13 protein-coding genes and 3 pseudogenes are annotated in these 20,898 nt (G+C 36.7%); 10 read left to right on the plus strand and 6 right to left on the minus strand.

Annotated elements, in window-relative coordinates:
- Nucleotides 1-4: 4 nt before the first annotated feature.
- Nucleotides 5-2,794, minus strand: a complete 2,790-nt coding sequence (locus PQ456_RS10980; protein WP_273616170.1) for a hypothetical protein — start codon at nt 2,792-2,794, stop codon at nt 5-7.
- A 134-nt stretch (nt 2,795-2,928) separates the two neighbouring features.
- Nucleotides 2,929-3,507 carry a TetR/AcrR family transcriptional regulator gene (locus PQ456_RS10985; RefSeq protein WP_273616171.1) on the minus strand — a complete coding sequence of 193 codons (579 nt, stop codon included), beginning with the start codon at nt 3,505-3,507 and terminating at the stop codon, nt 2,929-2,931.
- Between the two features lie 195 nt (nt 3,508-3,702).
- Between PQ456_RS10985 and PQ456_RS10990 the strand changes: the two genes are divergently transcribed.
- Entirely contained in the window at nt 3,703-4,392 is a 690-nt protein-coding gene (locus PQ456_RS10990) for an NAD(P)-dependent oxidoreductase (RefSeq protein WP_273616172.1), read from the plus strand.
- Nucleotides 4,393-4,502: 110 nt separating this feature from the next.
- Here the strand turns inward: PQ456_RS10990 and PQ456_RS10995 are convergent, their stop codons facing one another.
- A complete protein-coding gene (locus PQ456_RS10995) occupies nt 4,503-4,964 on the minus strand; it encodes a hypothetical protein (RefSeq protein ID WP_273616173.1) in 462 nt (153 codons plus the stop codon).
- A gap of 416 nt (nt 4,965-5,380) precedes the next feature.
- On the opposite strand from PQ456_RS10995, the gene PQ456_RS11000 reads away from it, so the two are divergent.
- The 4 genes and pseudogenes from PQ456_RS11000 (at nt 5,381) to PQ456_RS11015 (ending at nt 8,074) form a co-directional block, all read left to right on the plus strand.
- Nucleotides 5,381-6,082 (plus strand): SDR family NAD(P)-dependent oxidoreductase, encoded by a 702-nt coding sequence (locus PQ456_RS11000; RefSeq protein WP_273616174.1) that lies wholly within the window; start codon nt 5,381-5,383, stop codon nt 6,080-6,082.
- A 290-nt stretch (nt 6,083-6,372) separates the two neighbouring features.
- Nucleotides 6,373-6,819 (plus strand): MarR family winged helix-turn-helix transcriptional regulator, encoded by a 447-nt coding sequence (locus PQ456_RS11005; RefSeq protein ID WP_373462042.1) that lies wholly within the window; start codon nt 6,373-6,375, stop codon nt 6,817-6,819.
- A 252-nt stretch (nt 6,820-7,071) separates the two neighbouring features.
- Complete coding sequence (locus PQ456_RS11010; protein WP_273616175.1) at nt 7,072-7,650, plus strand: Crp/Fnr family transcriptional regulator; 579 nt, start codon at nt 7,072-7,074, stop codon at nt 7,648-7,650.
- Between the two features lie 78 nt (nt 7,651-7,728).
- A pseudogene (locus PQ456_RS11015) lies at nt 7,729-8,074 on the plus strand (darcynin family protein).
- Between the two features lie 117 nt (nt 8,075-8,191).
- On the opposite strand, the gene PQ456_RS11020 reads toward PQ456_RS11015, so the two are convergent.
- From PQ456_RS11020 to PQ456_RS11030, 3 genes and pseudogenes are all read right to left on the minus strand, one after another.
- Nucleotides 8,192-10,711, minus strand: coding sequence for an FAD-dependent oxidoreductase (locus tag PQ456_RS11020; RefSeq protein WP_273616176.1), 2,520 nt, complete (start codon nt 10,709-10,711; stop codon nt 8,192-8,194).
- Nucleotides 10,708-11,022 carry an ArsR/SmtB family transcription factor gene (locus PQ456_RS11025; RefSeq protein ID WP_273616177.1) on the minus strand — a complete coding sequence of 105 codons (315 nt, stop codon included), beginning with the start codon at nt 11,020-11,022 and terminating at the stop codon, nt 10,708-10,710. The genes PQ456_RS11020 and PQ456_RS11025 overlap by 4 nt, the downstream gene beginning before the upstream one ends.
- Nucleotides 11,023-11,186: 164 nt before the next feature.
- Nucleotides 11,187-11,655 (minus strand): annotated as a pseudogene (locus PQ456_RS11030) (Lrp/AsnC family transcriptional regulator).
- A 178-nt stretch (nt 11,656-11,833) separates the two neighbouring features.
- Between PQ456_RS11030 and PQ456_RS11035 the strand changes: the two are divergent.
- The 5 genes and pseudogenes from PQ456_RS11035 to PQ456_RS11055 all read left to right on the plus strand — a co-directional run bounded on the left by PQ456_RS11035 (nt 11,834) and on the right by PQ456_RS11055 (nt 20,888).
- Nucleotides 11,834-12,547: pseudogene (locus tag PQ456_RS11035) on the plus strand (MBL fold metallo-hydrolase).
- 735 nt (nt 12,548-13,282) lie between these two features.
- Nucleotides 13,283-13,534, plus strand: a complete 252-nt coding sequence (locus PQ456_RS11040) for an acyl carrier protein (protein ID WP_273616178.1) — start codon at nt 13,283-13,285, stop codon at nt 13,532-13,534.
- Between the two features lie 376 nt (nt 13,535-13,910).
- Nucleotides 13,911-14,729: an antiterminator LoaP gene (gene loaP, locus PQ456_RS11045; RefSeq protein WP_273616179.1), complete on the plus strand. Its 819-nt coding sequence runs from the start codon at nt 13,911-13,913 to the stop codon at nt 14,727-14,729.
- 93 nt (nt 14,730-14,822) lie between these two features.
- Entirely contained in the window at nt 14,823-15,839 is a 1,017-nt protein-coding gene (locus PQ456_RS11050; RefSeq protein ID WP_273616180.1) for a hypothetical protein, read from the plus strand.
- A gap of 546 nt (nt 15,840-16,385) precedes the next feature.
- On the plus strand, nt 16,386-20,888 hold the full coding sequence (locus PQ456_RS11055; RefSeq protein WP_273616181.1) for an amino acid adenylation domain-containing protein: 4,503 nt from the start codon (nt 16,386-16,388) through the stop codon (nt 20,886-20,888).
- The last annotated feature ends 10 nt before the right edge of the window (nt 20,889-20,898 follow it).

Below are 20,898 nucleotides of genomic sequence, written 5' to 3' on the forward strand. Positions count from 1 at the left end.
TCCGTTAGTTAGCAGATAGATCTGTTGTGCTATTTTTGTTATTGCGATCAGTTGAATCTGGTTTGTCCGGTTGATTAGTTGTCGGAGGTGTGCCCGGATTCGTTGTAGGTGTATCTACAGGTGATGTTGTAGATGGTGTATTGACGATATTAGCGGTGTAATCAATTCTATAGCTCTGTGTACCAAGAAGGATTCGTTCGCCTTCAAATTCATCGTACACATTGATTAAGAAACGACCACCTTTCATCGTTTTGTACACATTGCTATTTAAAGTGGTTGAATACGGAATCGACTTGCCGAGTGTTAAGTCAGTACCCGGAACCATAGTTTTTTCTTGCACTTGACCGGATGGATCTACCCATTGAATGACCAAATTATGTCCATATGTGCCCATATTATAGGTGTTGTCTTTGCTAAAGTTATAGGTCATATTCAAAGCAATACTTTCTTGACCTTCTGACAATGAACCTGTAGCACTTGTAATCGCAAATCGGTACGGGAATAGCTCCATATCGCTACTTACACTAGCAACTACAGGCGGCGTCTGTTTATTGAGTCCTAGTTCAACGGCATTGATATAACCTGTAGGTGTAGTCGTCGCTGTAGACATTTTGCCATCGTTAATCGCTTCACCGATATAAAGTGTTAGTCCGGAGGTATTGATTGACGCAGGGAGTTTGCTCCAGACAGTAATTAAGTTTTTACCATCAGGGCCGACTGTTTTGTCCGATTGATTAACAGTAGCTTCATAATATTCATTATTTGGTGTTTTGTAATAAGCTATAAGACGAGCAGGTGTAGAAGTTCGTTTTTCTTCACTCTTCATTTCAAGTTCAGTATATGCAATTTTTTGACTTGCACCTTCATAGGTAATCGTACGACGTTCTTTGATTTCTGCTTTTTTGCCTATCGTCTGAATATGGAAAGAAGATCCAGATGCGATTTTGGCAACAGTAGAATTGATCTGACCTACTTGTAGCGATAAGAACGGATTATCTTGATCCAGTGTATTACCAGTAGAAGTTGTCGTATTGGTAGCTGGACTGGTTGAATCGTTATTTGCAGTATCTACATTAGGATATAGTTCGATTTTGAGTTGAGATAAATCTGCATCTGCATCAAAATGACTGACCACATAGTACACACGACTTTGACCGGCATCCAGTGACGTATCTGTCTGTTCCGCTATAATCTGTACTGGGCTACTGATGCGATTATTTTGCGCTTTGATCCATCCGCCAAGTAGAGGCAAGTTAACAGAAGAAGTCCCGGCATTACGTAGACGAATTTTGGCAACTACGATATCTTCAGCAGTCCATGGCATACGTTGAAAGCTTTCAAGCGTTACGCCAAAGTTGCCGTAATTATTATCAAATGTATACTCTGTTTGCGCCGATTGATTCTGTTCTTGGCTGTAGGGAATCATATAAAAAGCAGTAGGTAAGATAATCGCACTTTTCGCTTGCGTATTGTCTGCTACTTGCGTATTTGTCGTTGTATTACTTGGAGTTGTTGCTGATGATTCTAACAATTGCAGTTGAAGTTGTTGCTGTTTCAATTGAGCTGGAATTTCAGCAGATAATTGAATTTGCTTTTCCTGCAATGGCTTGAGTGCTAGATTAGTGAATGCTTTGGTAGTGATCGGGAATGAATACCCTTCTGATGTTTTGATAGATGTTTCATAAGTAGGCAATACTACTGTTTGATTACCGATATTTTTTATTCTAAATTGCATCGTCCATACGGCTTTATCTCCACTGGTAGAGATTGTTGCTGTTTTTAATTGAGTCTCAATCATTGTTCCATCTACAGCGATTTTTCGAGAAGATGCTACAGGAACAGTAAGACTAGACGGACTTACTTTAGGTAATTTGAATGCTACTACTGGTAATTCCAAGTTAGTAACACTACTTGCTGTAGAACTGTCTATTTTGCTATCTGTTGCAACAGTATTGCTTGTAATCTGTAAAGTCATATTTGTAGTATTTAGAGAAGCTGGGATAGCGGCAATATACTTTATACTTTGAGTATCTCCGGGTGAAATAGAGAAATCACTACTAGCATGATCTAGTTGTAGCTCAAAAGTAGAACCGGTAGCAGACTGTAAATAAGTATGGTAATTAGGAGCCTCTAACACTTCAGTACTTAGATTGCTTACTTGTACAGCTAGACGAGCATATAATTTATTATTAAAACGGATCACTTGTAACTGCTGTGGTTTGAGATTAAGTGTTGTCGTACCAATCGTTACTTTTTTGCTTTTGCCTTGAGCGATAGCAGATGAGTAATTCGCAGGAACGGTAAATGTACCTAACTTTTTCTCATAATTGGCGGCATTAAAATCCCAACCAAACATCGTAATTTTGCTATTAGCTAGTTTATTTTCTTTTTTCATATCTACATAGTACGTAATCGCTTGAGTAGACTTCGGGGAAATCGTTATCTGATCTTTGTTATCAGGAACAGGTACTCCTTTGATCGGAGAAGTTCGTATTGTACTTACTCTTGAAAAGCTATTCATTAACTTGTATGGACTGGAAGTGGTGTTGGTATAAGTAAGGGTGTATGTCAGAATATTGCCTGTATTTTTGCTAGCTAATTGAATATCGGTTAATTTCACACTGACTCCAGATTGGAGCGAGATTGAAGGGAGCGCTGTTAAGGAAGCGCTAGTCGAGGGATTCATCTGAGTTGCAGCAAGATGAGTTGGAGCAGCAAATACGGGATTATTTGTAGTCTGGCTTAAAGCTACCATTCCTGCTAACAGAGCAAGATATGCAGGGTATTTCTTCATCTATCGTTCCTCCTGATCTTCATCACCTGTGTTGTACAGATTGATTTATAGATTGATCTTAGAGGAAGGAGTTAAATTACACATAAACAAAAGCAAAGCATTTCTATACAGGACTTAAATTAAATATAAACTTTTTATAAACTGGGACGATCATATACATCTACCTCAAGATGACGTTCAAGTAATAATCCTAATCGCTTAGCCATAAAAGCAGGAGGGTGAGGTTTCTCATGCTTGATCCACCATTCGACTATTCCTAAAATCGCTGCTCCTAAAAACTGAATATCTACATAATCTTCTTCAGTTAATAGTTGTTTCTTTTGATCCAGTATTCCTTGTTCTAACTCTTGAAGAAAAAATGCTAGAAATCGTGTACGAAAAAAAGAACTTCCTTTACTGGCTAGCATTGCAGAGAAAAATGAATACTGACTTTCAAAATATTCGAACCACAACAATCCAGATTCTACATAACTATCATTCATGTCTTGTGAATTGCAAATGTCTCTCATTTCTTCAATATGCTCTTGAATAAGCTTATCTAGTAAATCAAACTTGTCTGTATAGTGAAGATAAATCGTTCTTCGGCTAACATCTGCTTGATCAGCAATATCTTGGATCGTAATCTGATCAAACTTTTTCTCGATCATGAGATCAATCATAGCCAATTTGATCGCTTTTTGTGATTTCCGTACTCTTCGATCTATTTGCGACATGTTATTATGACCTGCTTTCTTCCAAATAATGCACAGTTTGAAGAAGAACGTGAACTACTGCACAAAATCTGTTGTTTTAATCATTGTAAATGCTGTATTTGTATTTAGTATTATACATAGTTGTTTCTTAATACACTAATGTGCATTTTTAGATATGGATATATGTATGAAATGATCCAGGGAGGAAAGAGAAAAATGAAAGTTACTGTTATTGGAGCTACAGGAGCCACAGGTAAGAAAGTAGTGGAGCGTTTACTTCAATTAAATCATGAAGTTAATGCTGTATCTCGTCGACCTCAAGTTCATACATCGACTGAGCAACTGCATATTTATCAGGGAGACGTATTGGATACATCCACTATGATTAAAGCTATGATAGGTACAGACGTGGTTATCAGTTGTATAGGACCAACCAAAACATTTTCATCAGGTCATATCATGTCAAAAGGAGCTTTGAATGTTATTGCAGCCAATTTCTCACCGGGAACTGTGATGTCAGAAGGGATGCCGAATATTTTATCAGCTTGTCAGCAAGCAGGAGTTGGGCGTGTGGTGATGCAGAGTGGCATTAATTTGAGTGATGGAAAAGAATTTTCTGCTTTTAATCGGGTTGCAGTACGTACGATGCGATTTATTTTCTCTAAAGCGATCAAAGATAAAGCAATCGCTGAGTATGCAGTGATCGCAAGTAACTTGGATTGGGTGATTGTACGTCCTTCTGTGCTTAGTCATACCGCTGACTCTGTCCAATATACAGCAGGGCCTTTAGCCCGGATTGAGCCACTTCATCCTCTATCATTTGTAGACTGTGCAGACTCTTTGGTTCGAGCAGCAACAAGTGAACCATCATGGATCAAAAAGATTATTAATGTCGGAAAATCATAATTTGTACTAGTAAAATCTTAAATAATTATAGACAAAAAAACACCTCCAACGTGGAAGAGCAGCAAGTGATCTGCTTTCGCATTGGAGGTGTTTTGCAAATGAAGAATACTTTAAGACCAGCGATCAAACCAGTGAATATCAGTGATAATATCCTGATCTAACGGAATACCATATGTTTCGTTGATCCATTTTAAGCTATTGAGTTTGTTTTTGACGACTTCTGCTTCTTCTGGAGATAGTTGCTTATCCATCACTTTGATGACGATATAGTCGCTCCAGAAATCATAAAAAATCACCGGTGCTCCAATCGCATCTTCTACTGCACGATAAAATTGTCCACGCGGTTCACTATCGCCTGCCATAATCGTATCCATAAAATCAATCGAAAAACGGATACTGTGATAATTAACAGATGCTTGAGACGTAGAAGATTGCACAGCAGATGTGGTTCCTGTGGAGGGGAGAGTAGAAGTGCTATTGTATAGGTCACTATCGGATGCTGAAGCAGAAGTCACCGGAAGAATCGAAGCGAATAAAGTAGCAGATAACAATAAAAAAGATAATTTTTTCATTACAAACCTCCTGTATAAGTGTAATAGGGATACAGCCAAAACAGAATCATGTAACATCTCAATAAACAGCTAATCTTTTCCCGATAGATGCTGTTAGTATGTAATACATTCCTCCTTTAGCGCTTAATACATATATGCGGAGAATACACCTAAATTATATAATATTTTCTTTTTCATTAATATACCTAAATTGTAAAAATATTCTTTTTAAAACTTATAAAATAATAACGATAGTAGGATCAAATGCTAAGTCAGAAAGTACTATTGATAAACAAGCAATAAGCCTATATAAATAATAGTTCTACAAATAACTTGCATGAAAAGAAAATATATTTTAAAATGTTGATATGTCAACAGTTGATTTATCAACGTTATTACTTTTGATGAAAATAAAAGCTAATCTAAGGAGAATACCCATGACAAAAACAGCATTAGTGACAGGAGCAAATAAAGGTATTGGATTTGAAATTGCCAAGCATCTATTGCAAGCAGGATATCATGTATTAGTAGGAGCACGTGATCAAGAACGTGGAGAAGTAGCCGTAAATACACTTAAAGCATTTGGTTATGCAGAGTTACTATTAATCGACGTAGCTGATCTACAAAGTATTGATCAAGCGGTCAATCATATCAAGCAAAACTATACTGATTTGAGTCTATTGGTAAATAATGCAGGTATTCCTGGAGATATGCATAAAGTAGGCTGGGAATTTGATGTAGAAGAGTTAGTAGCCACTCACCAAGTCGACTTTATTGGCCCATTCGCTCTTTCCAAGGGATTGTTACCGCTATTGATTGCGAATAAAGGCATAATTCAAAATATCAGCATACCGATTGAACCACTATCATTTTTTAATGCTTTTGCTTATCAGACTGCAAAAGCTCCTTTGAACGTTATGACCAAGTCATGGGGAATGAGCTTTGAAAAAGAAAATATACCGGTTGAAATTTTTGCAGTTATGCCAGGAGCTGTCTCTACTGATCTGAATGGAAATATGACAGGAGACTTTGTAAAAACTACTGCGCAAGCTGCTGAAATTATTGTAAGTTATATACTAGATGATCAGAATCACAATGGACAGGTGATCAATTACGACGGTACTCTGTCTGTATATTAATAAATCGTTATCTATTTTATATGTATGATAATTGTGACCAGCCCTCTTTCTTGTCTATAGAAAGAGGGTTTTATCTATATAGAGTAGTCTGACACGTAGAAGAACTACTGATTTTTTTCACTATATAGGATAGTCATCTATCATGATGTGTTATGCCATTTTAAAAGCTATATGAATGTATTTATTATCGAGGTCAAGGAACAGACTTGCTTGTAAAAAAAGGATTAAAGTTGTATATTGTCTAATACGCTGTACACCTATAGTAACAAAATATGATTACGAAAGATGGGATGGTTTTGAAGAAAGATTGGTCAGAAGAGAGTGCGTTGTTATACCAAATGTATCGTGTAAACAATGCGATAAATACGACATTTGATGCTTATATTAGTATCAGCCAATCTCGCTTTGAAATACTTGCTTTAATATATCAAGAAACAGAAATTAGTCAAAGTGATCTACAAAAAAAAGTGACCATTGATAAAGCCGCTGTCGCTAGACATCTCAAACAGCTTGAAGATAACAATATTGTATTGCGAAGAAGAAAAGATGGAGATAACCGTATGATTTTAGTACAATTGACAGACTACGGTAAAGAAGTTATTGAGAATTCTCAAAAAGAAAAAGAACAATTTGCCAAAGGGCTGTTGAATAATATTAGTGATACCGAGTTCAATATGCTCAAAAAAGTATTAGATCAATTAAATGAAAATGTGAAACAGATGAAAGATAACACGTAAATCCTCCAAAATCTCAAGTAAATCAAACGATCAAATACTTGCTATCCAAACAGATAGTAATCCAAAAGTCGGTCTATAATGATCGACTTTTTTGTATTTATCTAGAGGAAACAAAGTCTTCTTGCTGTACATAATCATTTTATTACATATAAATGTATACAAAACGACGCGAAAGAGAGAAACTATATTCAACTACATGTATGATAGCTTTAGCACAAAAGGTCAATATTGAATAGGAGAGAGGCAATCATCATGGAGCATCATTATCAGACACTTCAGTCTATGGCTTATCAAGCTTCTATAACACCTATAGAGTGGAAATGGTTTGTACATGCAACAACAGTAAAGTCTATTGCACATGGAGCGACTATTATTGAAGCTGAAGATCATGTAAATCATGCTTATTTCTGTACACAAGGGTTATTTCGCTTGTATTATACTTTAGCAGATGGACGAGAGTATAATGTCGCTTTTACATTAGAAAATGATTTTGCTACCTCGTATGGAGCTATGATTACCGGATTAACATCAAAGTACACTATTCAGGCGATCGAAGATTCTACCGTTATCGAGATTCCTTATGCTACGTTACAAATACTTATGGATCAAAGTCATGGATGGGAACGATTTGTTCGCACAGCTCTAGAACGACTGTATATCCGTAAAGAAGAAAGGGAACGGGAATTGTTATATTTATCTGCTTTGGAGCGTTATCACGCTTTTCTACTTAAATATCCAGGGCTTGAACAAAGAATACCCCAATATCATATTGCTTCTTACCTCGGCATCTCACCTGTATCCCTGAGCCGCATTTTGCATGAAAATCATTAACCTATGTTAATGCAGTTGTAGATTATGTCCTTTACACTAGACCTATAGCAACCATTACTTAGATGAGGTGAAAGACATATGCGACAAATGATGATCGTTTTACTAGAGTTCTATCCTTCCTGGTTAGCGTTACCACGAGAACAACGCAGAGAGCATGCAGAAGTAATTACAGCAAATTATAAATAAGTATCGTTCATCGATTACAGTACGTTTTTTTGATGCTGAAGCTTTGCCGGGCAAAGATTATACTGATTTTGTAGTCTGTGAGACAGAAGATCTCAAGCAGTACCATTATATGTGGGAAGAAATTCGTGACTCCGAGACATATACTCGAGGATATATGAAGATCAAAGATGTGATCATGGGTTTGGAAAATGCTTTTCAATCGTATGAGAAAGAAGCGTTGCAGATGTCTTCCGAATAAAAATTTATGCAATGAATCATTAAGATTCGTCCTTATAGATATTAAAGTCTGATCAAATACAAAAGGAGCGCCATTTTATAGGCACTCCTTTTTACGTTGGTTAGCAGTCATTTTGAATTAGACAAAAAGATTATGATTCGCTTGAGAAGCTTGTCCTAAATAATAACCGACGCCTACACTTTTAACATGATCCATCAATTCGTCGCGGTGAATATTCATCAGATCCATCGACATCTGGCAAGCTACCATTTCTACACCTTGATCGACGGCACTCTGTATAAGTTCTTCTAAAGAAGGAACATTATGATGTTTCATAAGACCACGAATCATTTTGGGACCTGCGCCAAACATATTCATTTGGGATAAGCGTAACTTATGGCTGGTACGAGGGAGCATCATATCAAACATACGACCAATCATGGTTTTGGAGATTGGCTGAGGAGACTGTTTGCGAATAATCGTTAATCCCCAGAACGTAAAGAACATAGTAACTTTGCGACCACTGGCAGCAGCACCGTTAGCAATAATTAAGGAAGCAATTGCTTTATCCAAATCACCACTAAAAACGACCATTGTACTAGCAGGATCGGCTTCTGTAGAAATGGAAGGCGAAAGCTCCGAGTTCTGCGCTGCTATTGTTTTGCCAATGATAGCTTCAATTACTCCACCGTTACCACGCTCTAATTGGAGAAGCGTAGACTTAGACATTGCTGTCCATGCTTTGATATCTTCGTAAAAGCCAGGGTCAGACGCTTGCACATGTAAAGTCTGTCCATTGGATAGTTGATCCATTGTCTTCTTAACCTGTATAAGAGGGCCGGGACAGCTTAATCCACGTACATCCAATTCAACATCTATATGCATCGGTTGAGCAGTTGGATGTTCGGTAATATGTGATCCATTTTCTACTACAGTAAGGGTTGGTAAAAGATTAGGTTGTCCATTGTTATTGCCGTTTGGTTCTTCGGAAGAAAAAGAGCTGGTCTGAAATTGAGCCATACGGTATGTTTTGTAACCGCCGCTTAAGTTTTTAGTCTCAAAACCATGCTGACGCAAAATTTGAGAAGCGGTATAGCCACGTAATCCAACCTGGCAATACACCCAAATTTCTTTGGAACGATCCATTTCGCTCAACCGCTGACGAAGTTCGTCTACTGGAATAGACAGTGATCCAGTGATATGTCCATTGTGATGCTCCAGTTCACTACGCACATCGAGCAAAATAGACTGCTCAGTGTCACGTTCTGTTAGCTGATCATACGTAAAGACCTGCACGCGTCCAGATACTATATTCTCCGCGGCATATCCAGCCATATTCACAGGATCTTTGGCAGAAGAATACGGTGGTGCATAGCTAAGTTCAAGTTCTGCCAGATCATGAATAGAGCCACCAAAATGAATAGCCGTAGCAATATCATCAATTCGCTTATCTACACCCTCATAACCAACAGCTTGAGCTCCTAAAATTTTACCTGTTGGTGTAAATAGCAACTTGAGTGTAATAGCACTGGCACCGGGATAGTAAGAAGCATTAGAGGAAGGATGAACAATCACACTCTGGTAGTCTATACCCAGACGTTTGAGCTTCTTCTCACTACTTCCTGTAGAAGCACCGGTGAGATCGAATACTTTAATAACAGACGTACCCATCGTTCCTTTATAACTAGAGTTCAATCCAGCGATACGGTCAGCAACAATCCTACCTTGTTTGTTAGCAGGACCTGCTAGCGGAATCGTTGTCTGGCTTCCATGAATATAGTCTTTCACCTCAATAGCATCTCCAACAGCATAGATATCTGGCAAATTAGTTTCAAGCGATTCATTGACCACAATATGTCCGCGTGATCCAAGAGCAATGCCACTACTTTGCAAGAAGGAAGTGTCAGGTCTTACACCGATCGCAAGAATGACCAGATCAGCAGATAGTGGGCTACCATTTTCAAGTTCAACACGAATACCTTGTTCGTAGGAATGAAAGCCGATCACACGTTGCTTGAACATCAGCCTCACGCCATGTTGCTCCATTTCTTGTGCTAGTACTGTCGCCAGTTCAGGATCGAATGGAGCCAGTAGCTGAGGATTACTTTCTATGAGGGTTACGTCCAGACCGGCTTCGCGTAGATTTTCTGCCATTTCTACACCGATAAATCCTCCACCTACAACAATGGCTGATCGGGTATGTTCGGAAGTAACACGTTCTTTGATACGCTCAATATCATTCACATTACGTACAGTAAAGATAAGTGGATGATCATTGCCAGGCAAGTTAGGAATAAAAGGACGAGCACCTGGAGATAAGATCAACTTATCATAACTTTCCTCATATAGACCACGTTCAGGATGCTGGATCTGGATCGTATGAGTATCCGGATGAATAGCTATAACTTCGCTTTGTGTACGCACGTCGATTTGAAAGCGCTCTGACATGCCTTTTGGCGTTTGAACAAGCAAGCGTTCACGGTCGGTAATAGAACCCCCAATATAGTAAGGTAATCCACAGTTAGCAAAAGAAATATGAGGCCCTTTTTCAAACATAATAATCTCAGCATGTTCATCCAGTCGGCGTAAACGTGCCGCAGCCGATGCGCCTCCAGCTACACCACCGACAATCAATACTTTTTGACATTGTTGATTCATGATTCGCAATCTTCCTCTCCAAACAAAATATGGACGATCGGTTCGATCCGAGGGTCAGCGAGAAGATAGTTAACTTCTAGCCCACTACGTTCAGTGGTAACAATCCCGGTGCTACGAAGCTTCTGTAGATGTTGTGAAATCGTCGATTGTGGAATATCCAGACATTCTTGCATATATGAAACGTTACATTTACGTTTGCGTATAAGTCCACGCACAATGCATAAGCGAATAGGATGCGATAAAGCTTTCAACAGATTAGCAGGTTCATCAAATTGTTTTAAATCTTTTACATCAAAAGCGGTAGTATCCATATGAACCCTCCTTATATCGTTATATTAGAATAATACGATATGAGAAATGATCAGTCAAATGTATTTGGAAAAGAGAGATTAGGAGGCTAGAAGTAGATTGCCATTTTATAAAAAGTAGTAGATAAAAAAGGAACCCATTGTTGCAGACTCCTTTTTTATATCGATTATGAATAAGAGTTACTTTTATTTTGTGAAATCGCTGTTAGGGCATCGCTTTGCTTCATTTTTTGGATAGACAAATTCAGACTATAATTGCCGTGGACAAGTAACGCATCAAGAAAATCATTTAACTGTTCTTGCGAACCGACTTTTAATTTTAAATGATAACAACCTTCTCCAGAAATGCGCTGTGCTTCGATAACTTCATCTTGTTCGCAAATAAAACTTATAAAAGATTTGTGATTGGCACTATTCATCGTAATAATGACAAACGCTGTTATAAGTAAGACTCGGCTTGAGTTCATCTACAATCAAAGAATAGGAGTGGATCACGCCGTTATCTTTAAACTTTTTAATCCGGTTAACAACAGCTTGCCCGGTCATATGAATCTGTTCTCCAAGATCTTTCCAAGGAATACGTAAGTTGTCTGTCAATATTCGAAGGATCTGATAATCTGTGTGATCAAGCTGCATATAGAAATCCTTTCATCTTGAAATGATTTAATAAGAAATGGTTTTGCCAGGTTGTTTTCCGAAATTCAAATAACCTTTATCATTTGATTATACGCTAAAAGTTGTGCAGAAATGAAATGCATATTTCTTCAAATCTTAACATGTACGTATTATATCTAAATAAAAGGAGTCCAATAAAATGAATATTCAATTAATCCGTAATGCTACTCTTATTGTTCAATATACAGGCAAGATATTTCTGATCGATCCATTTTTATCTGAAAAGGGTACACTGCCTACTTTTCCTAATGCTGCTAGAGAAGATCAAAAAAATCCTCTTGTGGCGTTACCCATTTCAATCGAAGAAATTATCAGCGGGGTAGACGCAGTAATCGTAACTCACTTACATATCGATCATTGGGATGATGCAACCAAAGAAGCTCTACCGAAAGAAATAAAGCTTTTTACACAAAACGAAGAAGATGCTCAAGAAATCAAAAGTGCTGGCTTTACCAATGTTGAAGTTCTACAGATAGATACCGTATACGAAGGTATTCAATTCATCAAAACAAAAGGTGAGCACGGACGCGGAGAAATTCTGAATACGGCAGGCAAAGGATGCGGTGTCGCATTCAATCATGCCACTGAAAAAACGTTATATGTCGCTGGAGATACGGTCTGGTATGAAGAAGTTCAGCAGACTATTCAGACGCATCAACCTCAAATCATCGTAGTCAACGGTGGAGGCAACCAGTTTATACAAGGCGGCTCCAAAGTCTCAAATTAGCTCTGCTCATATGGAAGCTGTGAATCATGGGAATCTTTCAAGAGAAGATCTCAGAAATTTTGCCGCTGAAAAGGAATGTCTTCTAACGTTATTGTACCGAATAATGGTGAATCGTATACTTTTTGAATAAGTGAAAAAAAGGCACTGAAAAGGGTATTTTTCTTATAATTAGAGCAATGTAATTATTTCCACAATCATACATTGAAAAATTAACTTATTTGGGAAGATAAAGTTCAATATGTTTAAGAGGGTGCTGTATCGCTATAAATTCTTCAAAAAAATAGATTTCTTTATCACAATCTCCTTTTGGTTTCGCAGTAATTTTGTACTATTCATTACATTTTTTAGATCGCTTTTCCTGTACAACTGTCAAATATCAAATAAGGTTTTTCTTTAAATTTGTATTACTCGTGATCTGCAAAAGCCATTTTATTTCATACTCACAAATTCAATATACAAACGATGGGAACGAGAACGATTAAACTGATCTATGATTTGTCAAACAGGGTAGTAATGAAATGATTCTTTATCCATAGTACTAAAGGTCTGAGTATTTCAAAAAAGCATATCTTTTCTTGGAAGTTCTTTTTGATAGATAACTCAACAGAAATCTTTCAACGCTTGATTTGAATAATTGAAAATTATGTATGATTTAATCTTATATAGTCTATGTTTTCACATAATACATTCTATTAATTTTATTGACAGCATATTCAAATAAGATATAATCTGATGTAGATATTTTATTCCTATTAATTGAAATTAAAGATTTTATTTCCTTCTGGTAAATTACATAATGGTATTTTTGTGATTAAATGTATCTTAGTAACAGATAAATGAATACTATAAATGGAGGTTAGGATGGATAAAATAAAAGAGAGTTTGATTACGGTTGCTAGAAGTTTGGATTCAGAAAGGAAAATTGATACGGATTTATGGAATATGAATCTAATGGAACTAGGTATGAATTCGATTGAATATATAAAATTTATAGTTGCAGTTGAAGAAAATCTAGGAATGGATTTTCCTGATCAATTGCTAGATCTCAATGAATTTAATACATTTAAAAAAATAGAAAATTATATTAAGGAATTGATAAAAGAAAATAAATGAATCAACATTTTTTAACATTAAATTTATTTTTCTATAATTTTATATTAAATATTGATATAGTATACAAAAAATGATACAATCACAACAAAATTTGTAAATATGTATTTTATGAAATTCATCAAATAACTTATTTAATCGTTGTTTCGGCACGTTACATAATTATTTGATACATATGCCATATCTTCTTGTAGTGCGATTTATTTGCATGAAAGGGCGAAGCTTTGTTTAAAACACATTCCCAATATAAACCATTTTTCAGAAGAGTCCGTTTGAAGAATGGTTTTATTTATTATCAGTTTAGAAAGGGCTTACAAAATTTTGAAAAGTAGCGCTTACACACATGATTTCAAGTAAACCATAAGTGGGTGGTAATAACATGAAATGGTATGTATTATTTGTTAAAAATGGTGAGGAAGATTATGTAAAAAATCAAATTCAAATGCGATTAAATGAGTTTGGTTGTAATTGTCTTGTCCCAAAACGAAAAGTCCCAGAAAAGAAAAATGGCATAATAAATCATGTCGTAAAGATTATGTTTCCGGGTTATGTATTTTTACAAACAAAAATGAATTTCTTTAAATATGATCTTATAAAAACAATACCTCATATTATTTATTTTCTAAATTATAGAAATAAAAAAGATTCCAGTTTAAATTCATCCGGTCAACATGAAGAAGCATTTTTTAAATTTATTCCTGATAATGAAATGAACGGGCTACTAAATTTAATAAACCTTGAGAATGATACGTTGGAATATTCAAAATTCTGTTTAGATCAGGAGAAGTTAACAATTATATCTGGACCCTTAATTGGCATGGAAGGAAGAATCAAGAAAATAGATAGACGAAAACAACGAGCCAAGTTATTGATTAATGTTATGGGTCAGGAAAAATTAGTCGATATTGGATTTGAAGTTTTGAATTTAAAAAATTATGCTTTATTAGATAAACAAGCTAATCTTAGAGAAGGATTAAGGAAAAAAGTTGAGCGTGTGATTAGAACTTTGATTCAAATCCCAGAATTTTTGCCTAAAGGTAACACATTAGCTAATTATGGAATGAATTCAATCACTTTTCTAAGGCTGATGTGCAACTTGGAGACTGAATTTGGAATTGAATTATGTGATGATGACCTTTGTATAGAGAGATTAAAAACTGTAGATGATATTACTTACTACATTCAGAAAAAAATTTAACAACATAACAGGGTACATAATCTGCATACAGAACTAATGATACCGTGAGTTTAGAGATAATATTTTTAAAATATTAAAAAAGGAGTTAGAAAATTGACTATTAAAATTCTTGAAACTCATTCTCCTATGATAGCAACGTATCCACACCATGCAAGTCTGTTTTCAATTATTGAAGATGATCCGCGAGCCTTAAGCTGGATATTTCACAATTATCTACTACTATTTCTTCACCATGATGAAAAAGGAGAATATGGTATAGATTTTTGCTCTCAATATTTTCCTTGGCATCAACTTAAATTTTCATCTTGTCCGTTAATTTTATGTAGAAACTATGATACAGAGATTTTATTGAAAAATTCCAAGTTAAGCGACCTGATCATAAGCTTAATAGATACAGAAAGTTATGTGTATTTTTTTAGAGATATTGGAAATAATAATAGGCATGAAGTATTAGTCTCAGGATATGATTTGTCATCTCAAACATTTTTGTGTCATGATTTTTGGAGTGACGTTTTTAGTGAAAAATGGATACCCTTTAATGAAATCCAAACAGCCACTACTAAAGTATCTCATGCTGAATGGGCTGTAGATTATTTGAATGGAATATGGACATTACAAAAAAATCCGAAATACAAGAATAAAGATGAATTTTATTACGAAACAGTACTTAATTTCAATAAAGAAGATCTAATACATTGTCTACGGGAATATTTAGGATATGATAACAATGTAAGACAGGTTTTGAAAAAAGATAACCGTATCGTCGGCATTGATATTTACGATACAATGATCAATATGCTTGAAAAACAAAAAAATAATCCAATTAATCTGCCGTTTACTCCTCATCCTTTTCAAGTCCTATATGAACATAAAAAGTTAATGGCATTTGCTATTGAGAATTTTATTGATACTTATACTCACTTGGAAAAAGTAAAGTTATTAGTGGAAGAATCAAAAAAATTAAGGAATATTGTGATTTACTGTAATATATCGTTGGCGAGTAACCAAGTTTATAAACGATATGATTCAATAATTGAAAATATAAAGATTTTAAAAAATCTAGAATCAGATTTATTTAACACATTAATTGAAGAATATAACAATATATAGTTTTTTCAGATTCTGGCAATATTGATAGTAGATGAGGATCAAAAAGATAGCTATTTGGTTGCAAGCGTTCGAACATAATATTTAACTGTCTTACTTTTTTTGCAACTGATGTCAATAAAATTTGTAATCGATCAAATATATTTGGAATATGTCGGAATAAATGTGATTTGTTGACTATATATAATTCATGTAGTAAAGTTTGTAAAATATCATTTAAAATTTTGATAAGTATAATATAGAAAATCGTATTGAGTTTTATGTGAATTGAGAAAGCTTGCACAAAGCGAGCAAAGGATTAAGTTAAAAAATCAAGGTGATACCAATCGCTGTTTCGACACGTTGGCTTACTTTTGAGGTTATATAACTATTTCGTAGTCTATATGTGATATAGATGACTGGGCGAAGCTGTGACTTCAGGTTATTGAAATCTTATGCTCGTGAAATCAGATTTAAATAAATTCATTTATTGCAACTATTAGGATGCTTACACTTTCGAGTGTAAGTTTTTTTATTATCAGAATGCTGATGGAAAGAGGTTAAATAAAAATGGTAAATGAAAAAAAACTATTTCCTTTAATTCACCCTCAGAAACGCATTTGGTACATAGAGAAGATTCACCCCGGGCTTCCGTTGCACAATATTGGGGGTCTGATATGGATTGAGGGAGAAGTCGATAAAACATTGTTAGAAGAAGCAATACATCTTTTCATCCAAAACCATGAAGGAATTCGTAGCCAGATTACAGAATTAGAAGATGGCGTTTTTCAATCTTTTGAGATACACAGCAGACCCGAAATTCATATGCTTGATTTTTCCAAATATGAGAATCCAAAAGCCGCGGCATCGGTATGGGCAGAAACGGAGTTCGGAAAACCATTTGAACTGTTGGAGAAGCCTTTGTTTGAATTCGCAATCGTTAAAGCATCCAAACAACTGAACGGGTATTTTGTTAAATTCCATCATCTTGTATCTGACGGTTGGAGTATTCAAATTATGTCAGAACAGATTTATCAGTATTATATGAAGCTAAAGAATGGAGAAACGGTTGATCACGAATGTAGAAGCGGATACGCGGATTACATTCTTCAGGAAGAAAAATACTTGTCCCAGGATCGATTTGAAAAAAATAAACGGTATTGGTTGGACAAATTCCGAACAGTCCCAGAAATTTTTTTACAGCGAAGTGCTAACCAGTTGACGGGCAGAAGGAAAACGTTTTGGCTGAATGATTCTCTTTCGTCTGCGATTAATGAATATGTCCAGACAAATCGTTGTTCGTTGAACACCTTTTTTATCTCTTTAGTTTTGCTTTATCAGCACAAACTTACACATCAAAAAGACCTCATTATCGGCACACCAGTTTTGAACCGTTCGGGCGTTAAGGAAAAGCAGATTGTCGGTATGTTTACGAGCACATTACCTTTTCGCATGGGAATCGATAGCATGGAATCAGTATCTATTTTTACTCGCCGGGTTAATAAGGAATTGATGCAGAGTTATTATCATCAGAAGTTTCCATACGATTTGCTCATTCAAGAATTGGAACTGCGAAAAAAAGGCTATGATCAGCTTTTTCAAATTAGCGTCAATTATTACAACACCAAGCTTGTCCGTGAGTGGGAAGGCCACGAAATGGAAAACGAAGAATTTTACTGTGGACATCAGATTTTTCCATTGCAAGTTGTAATCAAAGACTGGTCAGAAACAGGAAGACTAGAGATAAAAATCGATTACCAGACGAACGATTATACGGATGAAGATGTTAACACTCTATTTGAAAGATTAGTGTTACTCGCCGAACAGATGGTTCGTTCAGCAGGGCAATTGAAGATAGCTGAACTGGAATTAATATCAGATCAAGAGCGACACAAGCTGATTTATAAATGGAACTCTACAGAGGCCTATTATCCCAAAAATCTATCGGTTCATCAGCAAATTGCTCAACAGGCTATTGAAACACCAGAGAAGATTGCGGCTGTATGGGAAGGAAAATCGTTAACTTATGCTCAACTACTCGATTTTTCTAATAAGCTTGCTCATAGACTCGTTCTTGAAGGAATCGGGAAAGGAAGCCTTGTAGCACTATTATTGAACCATTCGTTTGAAACGCTGATTGCGATATTAGCCGTTCTTAAAACAGGCGCAACTTACTTGCCTATAGATACGACCTATCCAGGAAAGCGCATTCGATATTTGTTAGATGACAGTCAGGCCGCTATCCTTATTTGTAATATTGATGTAGCCGAGGAAATTGGTTATTCGGGAAAACAGCTCCGCTTGGACATGGATGTACTGCAAAGGATGCCGTCGGAGATAGAACCTCTTTCATTCGAAGTTTCACCTCAGGATCCGGCTTATATTATCTATACTTCTGGTTCTACTGGTAACCCTAAAGGAGTTATTGTTACGCATCAGGGACTAATGAATTACACTTGGTGGGCCCGAAAAACCTATTTCACAAATGAACGGGATGTTGTTGCGCTATACTCCTCACTTGCTTTTGATTTGACCGTTACATCGATATTTCCGCCACTTATCGGTGGAAATACAGTAGCCATCTATTCTGCGGCTGAAGACGAATTTGTACTGGATCGTATTATTGAGGATAACATAACAACAGTTCTTAAATTAACGCCTGCTCATTTGTCATTAATCAAACATCGTGAAAACTCCCATTCTGCCATCCGCATGTTAATAGTAGGCGGAGAGAATTTGAAGGCGGCGGTTGCTGCCGAGGTATGCCGCAGTTTTGCTAGTCGTGTAACGTTGATCAACGAATATGGACCGACAGAAACCGTCGTCGGGTGTATCACTCATCATTTCGATCCTGATATTGATGTTGAAGGTTCTGTTTTGATCGGTCGTCCGATTGCTAACACACAGGTGTATGTCGTAGATGAACAGATGCAAGCCGTACCTGTAGGTGTAACCGGTGAAATTTATATCGCGGGTGACGGAGTGGCGAATGGTTATCTCGGTCGTTCCGATTTGACAGAACAACGATTCATTCCAAACACATTTACAGGAAACGGAATGATGTACAAAACAGATGATCTGGCATTTTGGCATACGGATGGCAACTTGGAATATATTGGTCGTAACGATTCACAAATTAAGCTTAACGGATATCGGATCGAATTGGGTGAAATCGAAAACCAGTTGATAGAAATAGAAGGTATCGACGAAGCAGTCGTAACAGCACGCCAAATTGATAAAAAAATAACTGCACTAGCCGCTTATCTTGTCACGAGCAGGAAGGATATAACCTCCTATGTTGTAAGGCAAGCACTGCTGGATAAAATTCCAGCTTATATGTTGCCTCAATATATGGTGTTTCTAGATGCATTGCCGATGACCGTCAACGGAAAGGTGGACCGCAGAGTTCTTCCCGATCCGGACATGGTAAATGTTTCTGTATCTGAAAAGGTACTAAATGATCGACAGCAGATCTTGTTGCAGATCATGAAAGAGATTCTCAAGTCCGAGTCCATATCTTTACAGGATAATTTTTATCAATTGGGTGGCGATTCCATCAAGGCTATTCAAGTGATGAGCAAACTGAACGAAGTTGGATTAAGTGTTCAGGTGAAAGACATTTTATCGTTTCCGATTTTAAGCGAATTGGCTTCTATTATTGAACAGAGCAATTCTCTTACATCTCGCAGTATTCCAGTAGAAGGAAGCATCCGGCCAACTCCGATTACGGATTGGTTTTTTACGAGTGATCTCGTCTATCCGCATCATTACAATCAGTCAGTGCTGTTGTCTATGAAGCAAAAGGTAACTTCAGAGATGATCGGTTTGGCTCTGAGAGAATTGGAAAGTCATCACGATTCTTTGCGGCTACATTTGGTAGAGTCTACTGGAAGACTTCATTATATTGAAAAAAGATCAACTGTCGGTATTCCGCTCGAAGTAGTTGATTTGGACAATTTTACAAGCGAAGAAGTGGAAGAGATCATATTGAATCGTTCGTTAACGTGCAAGCAAAGCTTACATATGATCGACGGCCCTTTGTTTAAATGCATACTATTTCACAGAAGCAATGAGCCAGATTTACTGCTCTTAACGGCTCACCATCTGATTATTGATGCTGTATCATTACGCATTTTGCTGGAGGATCTGGAACGGACATTACAGTCAAAAATAGCCGGTGAATCAACTTCGCCTCAGCTTGTCAGAACAGATTCGTATCAAGCTTGGGCTGAGGCGTTGGCTATTTATAGTCATGAAAAAGCCATCAAGGAATTATCATATTGGCAGTCGATTATTCATAGAATTGATACACCATTGATAGTCGATTATGAGAACAAACCGAGTACAATCAACAATACGTACACAATGCAGGCTGAATTAAGCGAAAATTACACTTCCATGTTGTTGACAGAAGCCAATCAGGCATATGGAACCAGACCAAGTGAACTTCTAGTTGCTGCACTAGCGTTAGCTTGTAATGCGATGAGCGAAAAAAGTTCATTCACCATAGAACTCGAATCACATGGACGTGAGGCGATTTCAAATGATGTCAATGTATCTCGTACGGTGGGCTGGTTCACTTCGATGTATCCGGTACGCTTAGACATTCCAAATGATCCTATTGGCAATCAGATCAAGGCTTTTAAAGAGCAACTTCGAGCTGTACCCAAACAAGGAATTGGCTACGGGGCATTGGTGCTTGCGCGGAAACTTCCGCGCTTTACAGCACGAACGATACGCTTCAATTATTTGGGGGAAATTGATGATCAGTTGAATGCTTCGTTTTTTGAATTAGCGAATTATGCGACAGGATATGAGCAAGCCGCTGAAAATCGGTTTGAAGTGTTAGTTGATATTGTGCCTTACATTCAGAATAAGCGCTTCAACATGTCGGTCACCTATAGTTCCAACGATTTCCTACCGTCAACCATAGAGCGCTTTGTGCAATGTTATATCGAACAACTTCAAGGAATCATCCAACATTGCTGTACAAAACAAGAGATTGAATTTACTCCGTCAGACTTCGAAACAACAAATCTGAATCAGGACGAACTGGATAGTCTATTCACATAAAGCATATAAA

This window comes from Paenibacillus kyungheensis (genome assembly GCF_028606985.1).
In the GTDB taxonomy this organism is placed as follows: domain Bacteria; phylum Bacillota; class Bacilli; order Paenibacillales; family Paenibacillaceae; genus Saccharibacillus; species Saccharibacillus kyungheensis.